This window comes from Gordonia sp. N1V, from assembly GCF_029269935.1.
Taxonomy (GTDB): Bacteria; Actinomycetota; Actinomycetes; order Mycobacteriales; family Mycobacteriaceae; genus Gordonia; species Gordonia polyisoprenivorans.
On the sequence record NZ_JARJDD010000004.1, the window covers coordinates 203861 to 219967 of the forward strand.

Annotated in this window: 13 protein-coding genes; 12 read left to right on the forward strand and 1 reads right to left on the reverse strand. The window is 67.6% G+C overall.

Annotation, left to right across the window (positions count from 1 at the left end; all coding sequences use genetic code 11):
* Positions 1–8: 8 nt before the first annotated feature.
* Positions 9–1586 (reverse strand): serine/threonine-protein kinase, encoded by a 1578-nt coding sequence (locus P3L18_RS07580; protein WP_276113757.1) that lies wholly within the window; start codon positions 1584–1586, stop codon positions 9–11.
* A gap of 391 nt (positions 1587–1977) precedes the next feature.
* Here P3L18_RS07580 and P3L18_RS07585 point away from each other — a divergent pair, with 391 nt between their 5' ends.
* The 12 genes from P3L18_RS07585 to P3L18_RS07640 all read left to right on the forward strand — a co-directional run bounded on the left by P3L18_RS07585 (position 1978) and on the right by P3L18_RS07640 (position 16008).
* Positions 1978–2475: an HNH endonuclease gene (locus tag P3L18_RS07585; protein WP_006369046.1), complete on the forward strand. Its 498-nt coding sequence runs from the start codon at positions 1978–1980 to the stop codon at positions 2473–2475.
* Between the two features lie 30 nt (positions 2476–2505).
* Positions 2506–2775, forward strand: coding sequence for a WhiB family transcriptional regulator (locus P3L18_RS07590; protein WP_276113758.1), 270 nt, complete (start codon positions 2506–2508; stop codon positions 2773–2775).
* A gap of 121 nt (positions 2776–2896) precedes the next feature.
* The gene (locus tag P3L18_RS07595; protein ID WP_014358349.1) at positions 2897–3244 is read left to right on the forward strand and encodes an L-rhamnose mutarotase; all 348 of its coding nucleotides are present in this window, start codon (positions 2897–2899) and stop codon (positions 3242–3244) included.
* Between the two features lie 62 nt (positions 3245–3306).
* Positions 3307–4680, forward strand: coding sequence for an MFS transporter (locus P3L18_RS07600; protein ID WP_276113759.1), 1374 nt, complete (start codon positions 3307–3309; stop codon positions 4678–4680).
* Between the two features lie 19 nt (positions 4681–4699).
* A complete protein-coding gene (rhaI, locus tag P3L18_RS07605; protein ID WP_276113760.1) occupies positions 4700–5860 on the forward strand; it encodes an L-rhamnose isomerase in 1161 nt (386 codons plus the stop codon).
* 69 nt (positions 5861–5929) lie between these two features.
* Entirely contained in the window at positions 5930–7969 is a 2040-nt protein-coding gene (locus P3L18_RS07610; RefSeq protein ID WP_276113761.1) for a bifunctional aldolase/short-chain dehydrogenase, read from the forward strand.
* On the forward strand, positions 7966–9435 hold the full coding sequence (locus tag P3L18_RS07615) for a rhamnulokinase family protein (protein ID WP_276113762.1): 1470 nt from the start codon (positions 7966–7968) through the stop codon (positions 9433–9435). Before P3L18_RS07610 ends, P3L18_RS07615 begins: the two co-directional genes overlap by 4 nt.
* Before the next feature lie 29 nt (positions 9436–9464).
* A complete protein-coding gene (locus P3L18_RS07620; RefSeq protein ID WP_276113848.1) occupies positions 9465–10466 on the forward strand; it encodes a LacI family DNA-binding transcriptional regulator in 1002 nt (333 codons plus the stop codon).
* A 104-nt stretch (positions 10467–10570) separates the two neighbouring features.
* Positions 10571–10975, forward strand: coding sequence for a hypothetical protein (locus tag P3L18_RS07625; protein WP_006369038.1), 405 nt, complete (start codon positions 10571–10573; stop codon positions 10973–10975).
* Positions 10976–11074: 99 nt separating this feature from the next.
* Positions 11075–12589 carry an NAD(P)/FAD-dependent oxidoreductase gene (locus tag P3L18_RS07630; RefSeq protein ID WP_276113763.1) on the forward strand — a complete coding sequence of 505 codons (1515 nt, stop codon included), beginning with the start codon at positions 11075–11077 and terminating at the stop codon, positions 12587–12589.
* 135 nt (positions 12590–12724) lie between these two features.
* The gene (locus P3L18_RS07635; RefSeq protein ID WP_006369036.1) at positions 12725–14134 is read left to right on the forward strand and encodes a cytochrome P450; all 1410 of its coding nucleotides are present in this window, start codon (positions 12725–12727) and stop codon (positions 14132–14134) included.
* Between the two features lie 302 nt (positions 14135–14436).
* Positions 14437–16008 carry a class I adenylate-forming enzyme family protein gene (locus P3L18_RS07640; RefSeq protein WP_006369035.1) on the forward strand — a complete coding sequence of 524 codons (1572 nt, stop codon included), beginning with the start codon at positions 14437–14439 and terminating at the stop codon, positions 16006–16008.
* Positions 16009–16107 lie beyond the last annotated feature (99 nt).

Consider the following 16107-nt stretch of genomic DNA (forward strand, 5'->3'; position numbering starts at 1 on the left):
AACACCATTCAGCTCCGGCGCAACACCGAGGTGATGACCAGGGTTCGCCCCTGGGATTGGGAGTAGTAGCTCGACCGGTAGGCCACCGTGCCATCGGCGGACGGCGTCACCTCGATCTGCGAGGTGACGCAGGTGCCTTGGGTGATCTGCTCGGTCAGGGTGACCGTCGATCCCCGCCGCGAGTTCTCCGCCCACGTACCCGCGCACCCGAGTTGCGGGTAGTGGACGATCGCGGTGAGCGGTGCGGTATCGGATATCTGTGCGACGACGTCGAATCCGGTCTGATCCCCGGTCACACTGCCACGCCAGTTCCCGGCGAGCGAGGCTGCCACGGGCAGGGTCGTTTGTCCGGTGGTCGGTGCAACGGTGGGCGCCGACGCCGCGGCCGGTGACGACCCTGTCGAGGTATCGGTGCCCCGCGTCGCGACCAGCACGACCGCGACGATGGCGCCCACGAGCATCAGTGCGAGTCCGGCGAGGAGCCACGGCAGCACGCCATGACGTTTGCGCGCGGGCGGTGCCGGAACAGGCTGGGTCGGCATCGCCGCAGACGGCACACCCATCGGCGGCGGCGCAGTCGGCACGCCCATCGGTCGCGGTCCGCGCGGCGGCGGTGGTGGACGAAGACCGTCACCGCGTCCGGGTGTCTGGTGCGGACCGAGGATCGTGGCCGGGGCCGGCTGCTGAACACCGACGATCGTCGTCGGGCGCGGGTTGGTGGCCACCGCGCGTGCCGCTGCCGCCGCGAAGGCGCCTGCGGAGCCGTGACGCTCGTCAGGGCGCTTGGCCAGCGCTTGCGCGATGACGTCGTCGATCGCCTCGGGAAGGTCGGGGCGCAGCGCCGTGCATCGCGGCACGGGCGCGTGGGTGTGTGCGCTGATCAATCCGGCCGCGTCGGTCCGGTCGAACACCGCCCGGCCGGTGAGCAGTTCGTAGAGTGTGCAGCCCAGGGCGTACTCGTCGACGGCCGGGGTGAGCGCGGTGTCGGTGAACATCTCCGGAGCGGCATAGGCGAGCGTGGCGATCACATTGCCGGTTGCGGTGAGCCCGGTGGATTCCGACATCAACCGGGCGATCCCGAAGTCGGCGATCAGTGCGCGGCGCGCCGAGGCGGGCCGGTCCCAGGCCGGGGTGACGAGGATGTTGGCCGGTTTGACGTCGCGATGCAGCGTGCCCTGCGCGTGGGCGTGGTCGAGACCTGCGGCCACCTGGGTGATGAGGTCGACGATCGGGGCGGCGGGCAGCGGTTCGGTCGCCTCGCGCAGGATCGCTGCCGCATCGGTGCCCTCGACGTACTGCATCGCCATCCACATGGTGTCGCCGTCGATACCGGCGTCCTGCACGGCAACGATGTTCGGGTGATCGAGGCGGGCCGCAAGATCGACCTCACGGCGAAAGCGTTCGCGGAATTCCGGATTGGCTCCCAGGCTCGACGACAACACCTTGAGGGCTTGCCGGCGGGGCAGTCGCGGATGCGCGACGAGATAGACGGTGCCCATCCCGCCGGAGCCCAGGTGGCCGATGATCGTGTACCCGCCGACCACATCGTTCTCACGCAGTGGCGCGCCGGCATCGTCCACGACCATCTCCTCATTGCTGGGTGCCCGTTCACCATGACAACCACACCCGGCCCATTCCAGCAGACTCCGGACAATTCGGCCGCGTGACGGACACCCGAGGCAGTCAGATGTTCATCTCGCAACCCCCGTTAAATCCTGGACGCCTCCGCGAAGCGGCGGTACCCTGGGCGCGCTGTCACACACGAGACGACGAAGGGAGGTGGCGCAGATGATCTCGCAGATCGCATGGCGAGACGACAACGAATTCGGTTGTCGGCGTGGACTGTCGGACGACGGTCGCACGACGGCCCCGATGTATCGATTCCATCCCTGCGCCACCGGCCCCGGAAACCTCTGCGGCTGATCCGGAAACGGTGACGCTCCCAGCAGAGTTCGTCATCGTCTTTCAGGAGTAGCCATGACCATTTTCGTCACCAACGCCGGTTTGCAGATACTCGCGCGCGTCACCTGGCGCCGGGCCGCGGTTCTGTTGACCACCGGCGTCGCGCGCAACGTCGAGGGCACCCCCCTGGTGCGCACCGTGCATTCGCCGAGCATCAGCCTGCCCATTCATCAGGTGGTCGCGATCAAGCGTGATGCCTACCGTCCGTACGCCGGAAAGACGATGGACTCCTACGCCTCTGGCGCCTCGATCCTGCGTCGCGATCAGTGGATCTGCGCGTACTGCGAGGGCCCGGCCGACACCGTCGACCACATCATGCCCCAATCACGCGGTGGCGCATCGACGTTCGGTAATCAGGTCGCGGCATGCAAGTCGTGCAACGGCTTCAAGGCCGATCGCACACCGCGAGAAGCCGGAATCGCCCTGCGCCATGCACCGTTCGTCTATGACCCGTGGGCACAGGACCAGAAGGAAGTCTGGGAGTTGTTCACTCTCGGACGACAACTCGAGTAACCGCCGGTAGGCGGGGAGAGGAGACCGCCGATGACCGCCCCGGAGTTGCGTCCCCTCTCCCTGCCACTGTCGATGCTGTTACGGCCCACCCTCGACGTCGACTGGGCGGCAGCCGCCTGTGCGGCCGTCGACGAGAATCCCGAGGACTGGTTCCCCTTTCCCACCGACGACTACTCCCATGCCGCGTCGGTGTGCGCGGCCTGCCCGATCCGGGCCGGCTGCGGACAGTGGGGCCGACGCAACCGGATGAGCGGCGTCTGGGGTGGCGTCCGGTTGGAGAACGGCCGGCCGCGGCCGTGAGAGCCCGGGTCCGTCTCACCCAGTGAGGCGCACCCGGGCTCTTGACCGGATCACAAAACACGCGCTACTGTGCCTCCCATCACGAATTGAAACGTTTCATTCGCGCGGAAACGGAGGTCCAATGCCCACGACCGAACGAGTGTGCCTGGTCATGCGCCTGCGGCCCGACCGCATTGATGATTACCTCGCCGCCCACGAGCACGTCTGGCCGGAGATGCTCGACGCGCTCGAGCGCACCGGATGGCGCAACTACTCGCTGTTCCTGCACCCCGCCGAGCACGTCGTCGTCGGATACCTGGAGACCGACGACTACGCCCGCGCCGTGACCGACCTCGCCGCCACCGACGTCAACACCCGCTGGCAGGCCCACATGTCGGAGTTCTTCCTGCCGCCCGACACCGATACCCCGACTCCCGACGCCGCACCGACCACCGCGCTCCGGCTCGACGAGTACTTCCACCTCGACTGATCACCCCTTGACCCCCACTCACCCGCCGTTCTCTACTGAACACCGACACCCCGAGGATCATCATGAAAGTAGGAGCCCGCTCCACGACCGGCTGGCGTGCCACCATCTCGGTGGCCATGTCCAACTACATCGAGGCCGGATCGATCATCGCGATCGCAACCAGCCTCACCTTCTGGCAGGACGCCTTCGGCATCAGCAACTTCGCCGTCGGTCTGCTGGCCGCGTTGAGCGCCAACGCCTTCGGCGCGGCGATCGGCGCCGCTCTGGGTGGTCCGCTGTGTGATCGCTTCGGCCGCAAGGCCATCTACACCTACGATCTGCTGGTCTACATGGTCGGCGTGCTGATCGCTGCATGCGCGGTGAACTTCGGGATGCTCTTGGCCGCATTCATCATCACCGGCATCGCCGTCGGCGCAGGCGTCCCCGCCTCCTGGACCTACATCGCCGAGCAGGCGCCGACGACCGAACGCGCCAAGCACGTGGGAACCGCGCAGTTGGCCTGGTCGATCGGCCCGCTGATCGGCTTCGCACTGGCCGCCGCCCTCGCACCATTGGGTCTGCTCGGGTCCCGGCTGATCTTCCTGCATCTGTTCGTCGTCGCCGCCGTGGTCTGGTGGATCCGGCAGGGCCTGCACGAGTCGACCATCTGGAAGGAAGAGGGCCGGGGCGAAACCCGGCAACTCGCCTCGAGCGTCGGCGCGCGCGGACTACGCGGCCTGTTCTCCCGCAAGGTCAACATCACCGCCCTGCTGTTCCTCGGCGGCATCTATCTGTTCTGGAACACCGTCGCAGGCCAGGCGGGCATCTTCATGCCGCGGGTGTACGACACCGCCGGACTGCACAGCGCCGTCCAACAGAATCTGCTGCAGGTCCTCGTGTGGGGCTGCACCGTCGCGGCGACGTACTTCGGGTTCATGCGCTTCGCCGACAAGATGTCGCAACGGTTGCTGTACATCATCGGTGCCGTCCTGGGCATCATCGCCTGGATCGTGCTGGTGGCCTTCACCTCCAGCGGCATCCCCACCATGTTGACGTTCGCGATCCTGTGGGGAATCTCCAGCGGCATCGGCGCCCAGGCGTTCTACAGCCTCTGGGCCAGCGAACTGTTCGCCACCCCATATCGCGCCAGCGCGCAGGGCATCATGTTCTTCGTCGTCCGCACCTTCACCGGCCTGCTGAGCTACTTCTTCCCGACCCTGCTCGCCGCCACCGGACTCCCCGTCGTCGGCAGCCTGCTGGTGGGTCTGCTGACCGTCGCTCTGATCATCGGCGCGGTGTTCGCGCCGCACACACGGGGTAAGACGTTGCAGCAGATCGAGGTCGAACGTTACGGCGCACCGGTCGAGCGCGCCGACGCCGCTCCCCTGACCACCACCGATTCCGCCGCCACCGCCACCGGGCTGCCGGCGGCCGCCGAGTCGCGCACCGTCGCCTGAGCTCTCGAAGGACCGCGTGATGACCTCCCCCGACCTGACCCTCCTCGACAATCTCGCCATCGAACTGCCCTCGTGGGCATTCGGCAACTCCGGCACCCGCTTCAAGGTGTTCAGCACGCCGGGCACCCCTCGCACCATCGAGGAGAAGATCGCCGACGCCGCCACCGTCCATCGGCTGACCGGCCTGGCTCCCTCTGTGGCCCTGCACATCCCGTGGGACACCGTCGACGACTACGCAGCCCTGCGCAGCTACGCCACTGATCTCGGCGTCACCCTGGGCACCGTCAACTCCAACACCTTCCAGGACGACGACTACAAGTTCGGTTCGCTGACCCACGTCGACAAGACGGTGCGCCAGAAGGCGATCGACCACCACCTGGCCTGCATCGAGATCATGGGTGAGACCGGCTCGTCCGATCTCAAGATCTGGCTCGCCGACGGCACCAACTACCCGGGCCAGGGTGACATCCGCGGACGCCAGGACCGGCTCGCCGAGTCCCTGGCCGCGATCTATCAACACATCGGTGAGGGTCAGCGACTTGTGTTGGAGTACAAGTTCTTCGAGCCCGCGATGTACATGACCGACGTCCCCGACTGGGGTACCTCGTATGCGCAGGTGACCGCGCTCGGCGAGCGTGCCGCCGTCTGCCTCGACACCGGACATCACGCCCCCGGCACCAACATCGAGTTCATCGTCGCGCAACTGCTGCGACTCGGACGTCTCGGTTCGTTCGACTTCAACTCACGCTTCTACGCCGACGACGACCTCATCGTCGGCGCCGCCGACCCCTTCCAGTTGTTCCGCATCATGGTCGAGGTGATCCGGGGCGGCGGCCTCGACGCCGACTCCACCGTCGCGCTCATGCTCGATCAGTGCCACAACGTCGAGGAGAAGATCCCCGGCCAGATCCGCTCGGTCATCAACGTCGAGGAGATGACCGCGCGTGCCCTGTCCATCGACACCGAGGCGTTGACGGCTGCACAGGACGCGGGTGATGTGTTGGGCGCCAACGCCGTCTTCATGGATGCGTTCTACACCGACGTACGCCCGATGCTCGCGCAACGCCGCACCGAAAGGGGCCTGCCGGCCGACCCGATGCGCGCATTCGCGCAGTCCGGATACGCCGAGCAGATCGCGGCCGATCGCGTCGGCGGCACCCCGTCGTCGTGGGGCGCGTGAGCACGGATCCGCCAGCGCCGTCGCCCCTGAACCCCTTTCTCCCAGAACATCTCGCCAAGGAGTCTTTTCGTGACCACCAACCCGACCGTCGCCGCGCTGATCGCTCGTTCCCATCGCCTCGGCGCCGACCCGAAGAACACCAACTACGCCGGCGGCAACACCTCGGCCAAGGGCACAGACGTCGACCCCGTCACCGGGGAGGACGTCGATCTGTTGTGGGTCAAGGGTTCCGGCGGCGATCTCGGCACCCTGACCGAAAGCGGGCTGGCCGTGTTGCGGCTCGATCGCGTGCGGGCACTGGTCGATGTCTATCCGGGCGTCGAGCGCGAGGACGAGATGGTCGCCGCGTTCGACTACTGCCTGCACGGCAAGGGTGGGGCCGCGCCGTCCATCGACACCGCGATGCACGGACTCGTCGACGCCGCCCACGTCGATCACCTGCACCCCGATTCCGGGATCGCGATCGCCACCGCCGCCGACGGGGAGGCGGTGACCCAGAAGATCTTCGGTGACCGGGTGGTGTGGGTGCCGTGGCAGCGTCCGGGGTTCCAGCTCGGACTCGACATTTCGGCCATCAAGGCCGCCAATCCCCAGGCCATCGGCTGCATCCTCGGCGGTCACGGCATCACCGCCTGGGGTGACACCTCCGAGGAAACCCAAGCGCGCTCCCTCGAGATCATCGCGGCCGCCGAGGAATTCATCGACAGCAACGGCAAGGATCAACCGTTCGGCGCGCCGGTGGACGGCTTCGGCGCACTGCCCGAGGAGCAGCGTCGCGCGAAAGCGGCCGCACTGGCACCGTTCATCCGGGGCCTGGCCTCCACCGATCGCCCGCAGGTCGGCCACTTCACCGACACCGCACCGGTCCTCGAATTCCTCACCGGCAGTGAACTTTCCCGCCTCGCCGGTCTGGGTACCAGCTGCCCGGACCACTTCCTGCGCACCAAGGTCAAGCCGATGGTGCTCGACCTGCCGGCCGACGCCTCGATCGAGGACTGCAAGGAGCGTCTCGCCGAACTGCACCACGCCTACCGCGCCGACTACGCCGCCTACTACGAGCGGCACGCGACCGCCGAGTCCCCGGCGATGCGCGGCGCCGACCCGGCCATCGTTCTCGTACCCGGCGTCGGAATGTTCAGCTACGGCAAGGACAAGCAGACCGCACGCGTCGCCGGCGAGTTCTACCTCAACGCCATCAACGTCATGCGCGGCGCCGAGGCCGTCTCGAGCTACTCCCCGATCAACGAGGCCGAGAAATTCCGGATCGAATACTGGGCTCTGGAAGAGGCCAAGCTGGCCCGCATGCCCGCACCCAAACCGTTGGCCACCCGGATCGCACTGGTCACCGGGGCGGCCTCGGGAATCGGCAAGGCCATCGCCACCCGGCTCGCCGCCGAGGGCGCGTGCGTGGTGATCGCCGACCTCGACGCCGACAAGGCCCAGGCCGCGGCCGCGGAGATCGGCACCTCCGATGTCGCCATCGGCATCGCCGCCGACGTCACCGACGAGGCCGCCGTGCAGGCGGCCGTCGATGCCACCGTCCTGGCGTTCGGGGGCATCGACCTCGTCGTCAACAATGCCGGGCTGTCGCTGTCGAAATCGTTGCTCGAGACCACCGCCGCCGACTGGGATCTGCAGCACAACGTGATGGCACGCGGATCGTTCCTGGTGTCCAAGGCAGCGGCGCGGGCGCTGATCGAGCAGAAACTCGGCGGCGACATCCTCTACATCTCGTCGAAGAACTCGGTGTTCGCCGGACCCAACAACATCGCCTACTCGGCGACGAAAGCCGATCAGGCGCATCAGGTGCGGTTGCTGGCCGCCGAGCTCGGTGAGCACGGCGTCAAGGTCAACGGCATCAACCCCGACGGTGTGGTCCGCGGATCGGGGATCTTCGCCGGTGGCTGGGGTGCGCAACGTGCTGCGGTCTACGGTGTCGAGGAGAAGGATCTCGGCGCGTTCTACGCCCAGCGCACCCTGCTCAAGCGAGAGGTGTTGCCGGAGAACATCGCCAACGCCGCATTCGCGCTGTGCACCTCCGATTTCAGTCACACCACCGGCCTGCACGTCCCCGTCGATGCCGGTGTGGCCGCGGCATTCCTGCGATGAGAGCCGCCTCCGGCCAGGTCGCGGCCATCGACCTCGGCGCCACCAGTGGTCGCGTCATGGTCGCCGACATCGCGCCCGGCCGAATCGAACTCGAGCAGGCGGCACGGTTCGCCAACACCCCGGTCCACCTGTTCGACGGCTCCCGCACGGCACTGCACTGGGATCTTCCCGGACTGTTCGGCGCCGCCTGCGCCGGACTGGCAGAGGCGGGCAGGCACAGCGACCGGCTCGTCGGGATCGGTGTCGACTCCTGGGCCGTCGACTACGGCCTCATGCGCAACGGTCGTCTGCTCGGTGTGCCCCACCACTATCGCGACCCACGCAGCGCGAGCGGTGTCGAGGCGGTCCACGAGATCATCGAGCCCGCAGAGTTGTACCGGCGTAACGGCTTACAGTTCCTGCCGTTCACCACCGTCTATCAGCTCGCCGCCGATCACGCGGCCGGACTGCTCGACATCGCCGATTCGGCGTTGCTGATCCCCGACCTCATCGGATACTGGCTCACCGGCGAGCGGGCCACCGAACGCACCAACGCCTCGACCACCGGACTACTCGGTGTCGACGGCTCCTGGGATCGCTCGTTGACCCGGCAACTCTCGCTGCCGGACAACCTCTTTCCCGATCTGACCGAGCCCGGTAGATCTCTGGGCGGAGTGCTGCCGGAGATCGCCACACCGTTGGGCCTCCCGTCATCGGTGTCGGTGACCACCGTTGCCTCCCACGACACCGCCTCGGCGATCGCGGCCATCCCGATGGACCCAGATTCCTCGGCATACATCTCTTGTGGCACCTGGGGTTTGGTGGGTGTGGAGACCACCGCGCCGGTGCTCTCCGAGGCGGCGCGCGAGGCCAACTTCACCAACGAGGTCGGCGTCGAGAACACCACGCGGTTCCTGCGCAATGTGATGGGTCTGTGGCTGCTCAGCGAGACGGTGCGCCGGTTTCGACGCGACGGCATGCGCGCCGATCTCGACGAGTTGCTCGCCGGGGCGGCGTCGGTGTCGGAGCCGGTCGAGGTCTTCGACACCGACGACCCGATGTTCCTCGCGCCCGGGAACATGCCCGAACGCATCGGCCGGTGGTACCGCGACCGCGGACTGCGTGCGCCGCGCGGACCGGCGGAGCTGGTGCGCGCCATCGTCGACAGTCTCGCCGCCGCATTCGCCGAGACCGTCCGCGTGGCCGCCGAGTTGTCGGGCACCGGTGTGGACCGCATCCACCTCGTCGGCGGTGGTGCCCAGAACCGGTTGTTGTGCCAGCTGACCGCCGACCGCAGTGGTCTGCCCGTCCTCGCCGGTCCGGTGGAGGCCACCGCACTCGGCAACGTGCTGCTGACCGCACGCGCCCATGGTCTCCTCGACGGCGAGCCACACGCCCTGCGCGAGTTCGTCGCCCGCAACGTCTCCGTCCAACGGTTCCTGCCGCGGGTGGGCACAGCACCGTCCTTCGATCTGGCCGGGGCGTGATCTGGTGAGATGGATGGGTGAGCGTGAGCATGCGGGAGGTGGCGGCGTCGGCGGGCGTGTCGGTCGGCACCGTGTCGAACGTGCTCAACGCACCGGAAAAGGTGGCTCCCGCGACGGTGGAGCGGGTCCGCCGAGCCATCGACGACCTCGGATTCGTCCGTAACGACGCCGCCCGCCAGCTTCGTGCCGGCCGCTCGCGCAGCGTCGGTCTGGTCGTCCTCGACGTCGGCAACCCGTTCTTCACCGACGTCGCCCGCTCGGCCGAACGAGCGGCGGGCGAGCACGGCCTCACCGTCTTGTTGGGCACCTCCGACGACGACCCCGCCCGCGAACGCGCCTACATCGATGCCTTCGACGAGCAGCGCGTGTTCGGGGTACTCGTCTCGCCGATCGGCGACGACCTCGCGCGACTGACCGCGCTGCACCGGCGCGGCGTGCCGGTGGTGCTCGTCGACCGGGACGGCACCGGCACCCCGTTCGATTCGGTCGCCGTCGATGACGTCGCCGGTGGCCGCCTCGCGGTGGAACACCTTCTCACGCTCGGGCGCAGTCGGATCGCGTTCATCGGCGGACCGGCCGGCCTGCGTCAGGTCGCCGACCGCCGCCGCGGTGCGGAAATGGCGGTGGCCCAGATCGATTCGGCAGAGCTGGAAGTGATCGACACGCCGACGCTCAGCGTCCTGGCCGGTCGTGCCGCGGGAGAAGCGCTGCACCGCAGGCCTCGTCACGAGAGGCCCGACGCCATCTTTTGCGCCAACGACCTCCTCGCGATCGGTGTCCTACAGGCTCTGACCATGCTGGCCGATGTTCGCATCCCCGACGACATCGCCCTGATCGGTTACGACGACATCGACTTCGCGGCGTCGGCGGTGGTGCCGTTGTCCTCGGTACGGCAGCCGACCGCACGGATCGGTGCGACCGCCATCGAACTGTTGGTGAGAGCCGCCGAGACATCGCGGGATCACCGGGCCACACAGACCGTGTTCCAGCCGGAACTCGTCACCCGCGCGAGCACCGTCGGCAACGAATAGGACTCGACCCCGACACGATCGGTTCCGCGCCGGCACCGACGTGGGATCATGGAGACAGGTCGGGCAATCCACGACCGGGCCCCACCCCCGGGTGAGGAGTTCTCATGTCCCGCACACGAATTCGCACCGCGGCCACCATCGCCGCAGTCACCGCCGCAGCTGTGTCCGGCCTGATCGGAGCGGGCGCCGCGCACGCCGCACCCGCCATGCCCGGCGGCTACTACGCGGGGACGGTGACCAGCTTCCCGCCGGGCAACACCGTCTGGTACGGCAAGTCCTTCACCGGATCGTCGGTCATCAACAACACCGCGATCGGCTGGGCGTTCCCCGGCCGGGTGTATCCGGGGCGCTCGGTGCTCGACAACGCCGAGGTCGTCGTCATCGACTACAGCGGCACGCCGGTCGGATTCGTCCGCGACGAGCTGACCCCCGACGGCCGCGGCGGATACTGGGGCCGCTCGATCAACGGCCGCACCACCCTGCTGACCTTCCACCTCTCACGCGGCTGAACCCGCGGGCCCGACTTCTCGCCGACTTCGGCCGATTCGCTGCGCTCGCGCCCGTGCTCGTCACACGATGGGAGCACGAGCATCACGAGGAGGTCACCGGTGACAACTACCGACGAGCCCACCACCAGCGGCGACGAGCCGATCACCGTCGACACCGACGTCGTCATCATCGGAGCGGGATTGTCGGGGATCGACATCGCCTATCGCCTACGCGAACGCAATCCCGACGTGCGCTACGTCATCCTGGAGCGCCGCCCACGGATCGGCGGCACCTGGGATCTGTTCCGGTATCCGGGTGTGCGCTCCGACAGCGACATCTTCTCGCTGAGCTATCCGTTCGAGCCGTGGCGGCGACCGGAAGCACTCGCCGACGGCGAGCACATCCGCGAGTACCTGGTCCACACCGCGCACGCTCACGGCATCGATACCCACATGCGGTTCGATCGCCGGGTCGAGGGCGCCGACTGGGATTCGAGCACCGACACCTGGACGGTCTCCGTCGAGCAGGGCGAGTCCCACCCGGCCGAGCGCTACCGCTGTCGCTTCGTCGCGCTGGCCACCGGGTACTACGACTACGACCACCCCTACACACCGCCGTTTCCCGGCCTCGACGACTTCACCGGACCGGTCGTCCACCCGCAGCTCTGGCCGGAGGATCTCGACTACGCCGGCAAGCGCATCGTCGTCATCGGCAGCGGGGCGACCGCGGTCAGCCTCATCCCGGCGCTGGCCCGTACCGCCGCACACGTGACGATGCTGCAACGCTCGCCGTCCTACATCTACTCCTCGCCGCAGAAACAGATCTTCGCGCCGCTGGTGCGGAAAGTATTGCCGCGCAACGCGGCCCATCGTGTCATCCGGTCCCGATACGCGCTGCAGACCGCCGCGCTGGTGCACGCCACCCATCGCTTTCCCACGCTGGGGCGCAAACTCATCCGCTCCGGCGTCGTCAAGAACCTGCCCGCGGACTATCCCGTCGACGTCCACTTCAACCCCACCTACGATCCGTGGGATCAGCGGATGTGCATGGTTCCCGACGCCGACCTGTTCCAGGCGATCGCGTCGGGGTCGGTGGAGATGGTCACCGACCACATCGAGCGCCTCGACGCCACCGGTGTCACCCTGACCTCCGGGCGTCATCTCGACGCCGACATCGTCGTCACCGCCACCGGCCTGCAATTGCAGGCCTTCGGCGGGATCACCCTGCGCATCGACGGCGCCGAGGTGAAACCGCACGACCGGTTCCTGTTCAAGAGTCGCTTCCTCGAAGACGTGCCGAATCTCGCGTGGTCGCTGGGTTATACGAATGCGTCGTGGACGCTGCGCGCCGACATGACCGCCCAGTCGATCGCCGAGCTCGTCGCCTACATGCGCGAGCACGGCTGCACCCACGCCTATCCGCATCTGGGCGAGCGGTCGATGCCGTCGAAGTCGATCTGGGATCTACAGGCCGGTTACGTGCTGCGCTCGCCGGAGGCCTACCCCAAGTCGGGGACGCGTGGAGCGTGGGAGGTTCGGCACAACTATTACCGTGACCTGCTCGATCACCGGCTCGACAAGGTCGACGACGGGCTGGTGTTCGGTCGCGCGCCGGTGGCCGCCGACCACGGGTGACGTCACGGCACCCATTCCCGATGGGGGTGACGAGGGCCACATCCGACTTGTACACTGAACCTCATTGACACAAAGGCTACGATTTGTGTCTAGTAGACCCGGCGTACTCGCGCCGACGACGTGGGAGGTCAGACGATGCCAACGGTGGCGAAGCGATTCCAGAAGGCGCTGGCAACGGCCACGTCCGTGTACCCACGACCCACCAAGGTGCTGGCCGAGCCGCCGGCCGGCTCCGGCCTGAAGCCGGTGTTGGGCGACGCGGGTCTGCCGTTCTTCGGCAACACCTTCGAGGCACTCGCCGATCCCCTCGGCAGCGCGATGGAGCGGTTCGAGAAGTACGGACCGGTGTCGTGGTCGGGGTCGCTCAACATGGACATGGTCACCCTCGTCGGCCCCGAGGCGATCGAGTGCGCGTGGATGAACCGCGAGAAGGCGTTCTCCAGCGAGCAGGGCTGGGAGCCGCTCATCGGGCCGTTCTTCCGGCGCGGGGTCATGCTGCTGGACTTCGGCGAGCACATGCACCACCGCCGGATCATGCAGCAGGCGTTCGCCAAACCACGACTGACCCGCTACCTCGATCTCATGACCCCCCACATCGAGAAGACCCTCGCGAATTGGGATGTGGGACGCGGGTTCCCGATGTACACCCAGACCAAGGAACTGTTGCTGTCGCTGGCGTCGGAGGTGTTCGTCGGCTCAACACTGGCCGCCGAGGAGAATCACCGCCTCGAGCAGGCCTTCGAGGCCGCGGTCCGCGGCGGGCAGGCGATCATCCGGGCCGACGTCGGTAACTTCACCTGGGCGCGCGGTCTGCGCGGGCGCGAGTTGCTGCAGGAGTATTTCCGCTCCGAGATCCCGGCCCGCCGCGCAGGAAACGGCGACGACCTGTTCTCGGTGCTGTGCCACAGCGAGGACGACGAGGGCAACACGTTCTCCGACGAGGACGTCGTGAACCACATGATCTTCGTGATGATGGCCGCCCACGACACCTCGACCATCGCCCTGTCGATGATGACGCACTACCTGGGCCGCAATCCGGAATGGCAGCAACGCCTTCGGGACGAATCGCTGGCCCTGGGCAAGGACACCCTCGACTACGACGACCAGGACGCCCTGCCCAGCATGGACCTCGCGTTCAAGGAGACCCTGCGCATCAACGCCCCGGTCGGCATGTTGTTCCGAAAAGCCATCGCCGACACCGACATCCTCGGCCACTACGTGCCGGAGGGCACCATCATCGCGATCCACCCGTGGGCGACGATGCTGCGCGAGGAATGGTGGCCCGAGCCGACCAAGTGGGACCCCGGGCGCTTCTCCCCGGAGCGCCGCGAGGACAAGGTGCACCGCTTCGCCTGGGCCCCCTTCGGCGGCGGCGCACACAAGTGCATCGGCCTGTATTTCGGTGGGATGGAAGTGAAGTCGATCCTGCACCAGATGCTGCTGCGCTTCGAGTGGACCGTTCCCGCCGACTACCGCCTCGATCTCGAATATGGCACCGGCCCCACCCCCGCCGACGGCCTGCCCATCGACATCCGCAGGCGGTAGCCCCGCCGCGCGCCGATCCGCACCTCGACCCGATCCCACCGCTGGTCGAGGTGCGAGCCGCATACCGTTCCCACCGCGAGCCGCGCGCCGCCCCCCGCTGGTCGAGGTGCGAGCCGCGTGCGGCGAGCCTCGAGACCGCCTGCCACGGTGCTGGTTTCAGACCACAACGCACCGAACGCCCACCGGCACGACTCGGTCTAGAGACCAGGCGATAACCCGAACCCGACGACTCCGCCCCCGACGTCCGGCATCATCGGCGTAGGCGCGTTCACCGACGCGCCGTCGCCGACCACGGAGTCTCCATGACCGACCCGATCAGTACCGCACCGACGATCCCGACGCTCATGGACGACGCCGTCGCCCGCACGCCCGACGCCCCGTTCCTCGTCACGCCCGAGGGCACGTGGTCATACGCGCAGGTCCGCGACACCGCCGACCAGTTGGCCCGCGCACTGCACACCATCGGCGTCGGCCCGGGCGATCGGGTGGCGCTCGCGGCACCGAATTGCGCGGAGTGGATCATCACGCTGATCGGCGCCACCCGGGTCGGCGCGACCGTGGTGGCGCTCAACGTCCTCTACCGCGAGGCCGAACTCGACTACATGCTCAACGAGTCCGGGGCGACGGTGCTCATCTGCGCGGCCGAACACCACGGCTTCGATTTCGTCTCCTTTCTCGACGATTTCCGCAAACGCCTGCCCGGGGTGAATCACTACGTCTTCCTGCACGGTGCCGGGTTCTCTACCAGCCGCACCTGGCAGCACCTCATCGATTCCGCACCCGACGTCGACACCGAATGGGAGCCGGTCGGAATCCTCACGCCCGCGGTGCTGCTCTACACCTCGGGTACCACCGGAGCACCCAAGGGCGCCATGCTCACCCACGCGAGCCTGCTCGCATCGGCGCGTGCGCAGGCCGCTCACCTCGGACAACGTCCCGACGACGCGGTGATCGCGCACATGCCGTTCAATCACGTCGGCGGCCTGACGTGCACCGTCCTCGCGGCAATGACGGTCGGCGCACGACTCATCCTGGTGCCCGGCTTCCATCCGCAGCAGTCGCTGGCCGCGATCGTCGCGCATGGAGCCACGATGTGTGTGGGTGTGCCGACGATGTTCGCGTTGATGATGGCCGAGCCGACGTTCGCCGACGCCGACCTCTCGCGGGTCCGGACCTGTGTGATCGGCGGGTCGAATGTCGATCCCGCCTTGGGGCGACGCGTCATCGACGCCTTTCCCGGCGCGCGCCTGGCCAATCTGTACGGACTGTCGGAAACCTCGGGTGGCTGCATCATCTCCGCCGAGGGCGACGATCTCGACACACTCGTCGAGACCCTCGGCGTTCCCATCGGCGACTTCCGGGCGCGTGTCGTCGACGCCGACGACAACGAGGTCGACGCCGGGGTCGACGGGGAACTCCAGATCGCCGGTGATTGTGTGGCGGCAGGGTACTGGCAGCGTCCGGATGCCACGACCGACGCCTTCGGGACCGACGGCTGGCTGCGCACCGGCGACATGGCGACCGCGCGCCCCGACGGGCACATCGTGCTGCGGGGGCGCCGCAAGGAGATGTATGTGCGCGGCGGCTACAACGTGTATCCCGCGGAGGTCGAGAACGTGCTGACGTCGCATCCGCATGTGGTGCTGGCCGCGGTCATCGGGGTGCCCGACGAGACCTACGGCGAGGTGGGCGTGGCGTTCGTGGTGCTCGACGACGCCGTCGACGTGACCGAACTGCGGGCACTGTGCGCCGAGCAACTCGCGCGCTACAAGCAGCCCGGGGAGATCGTCGTCGTCGATTCCCTGCCGCTCACGCCGTCGGGCAAGATCAAGAAAGCCGACATCAAGAAGAGTCATTTGTCGTCAGCCGGGTGACATTCACCGCTCGTCGTCAACAATGTCGGGACGATGTAATCTTTTGCGCATTTCTTGACACCAGATCGCGACATTTCCTGCGGTGACAGGAATGCCTTT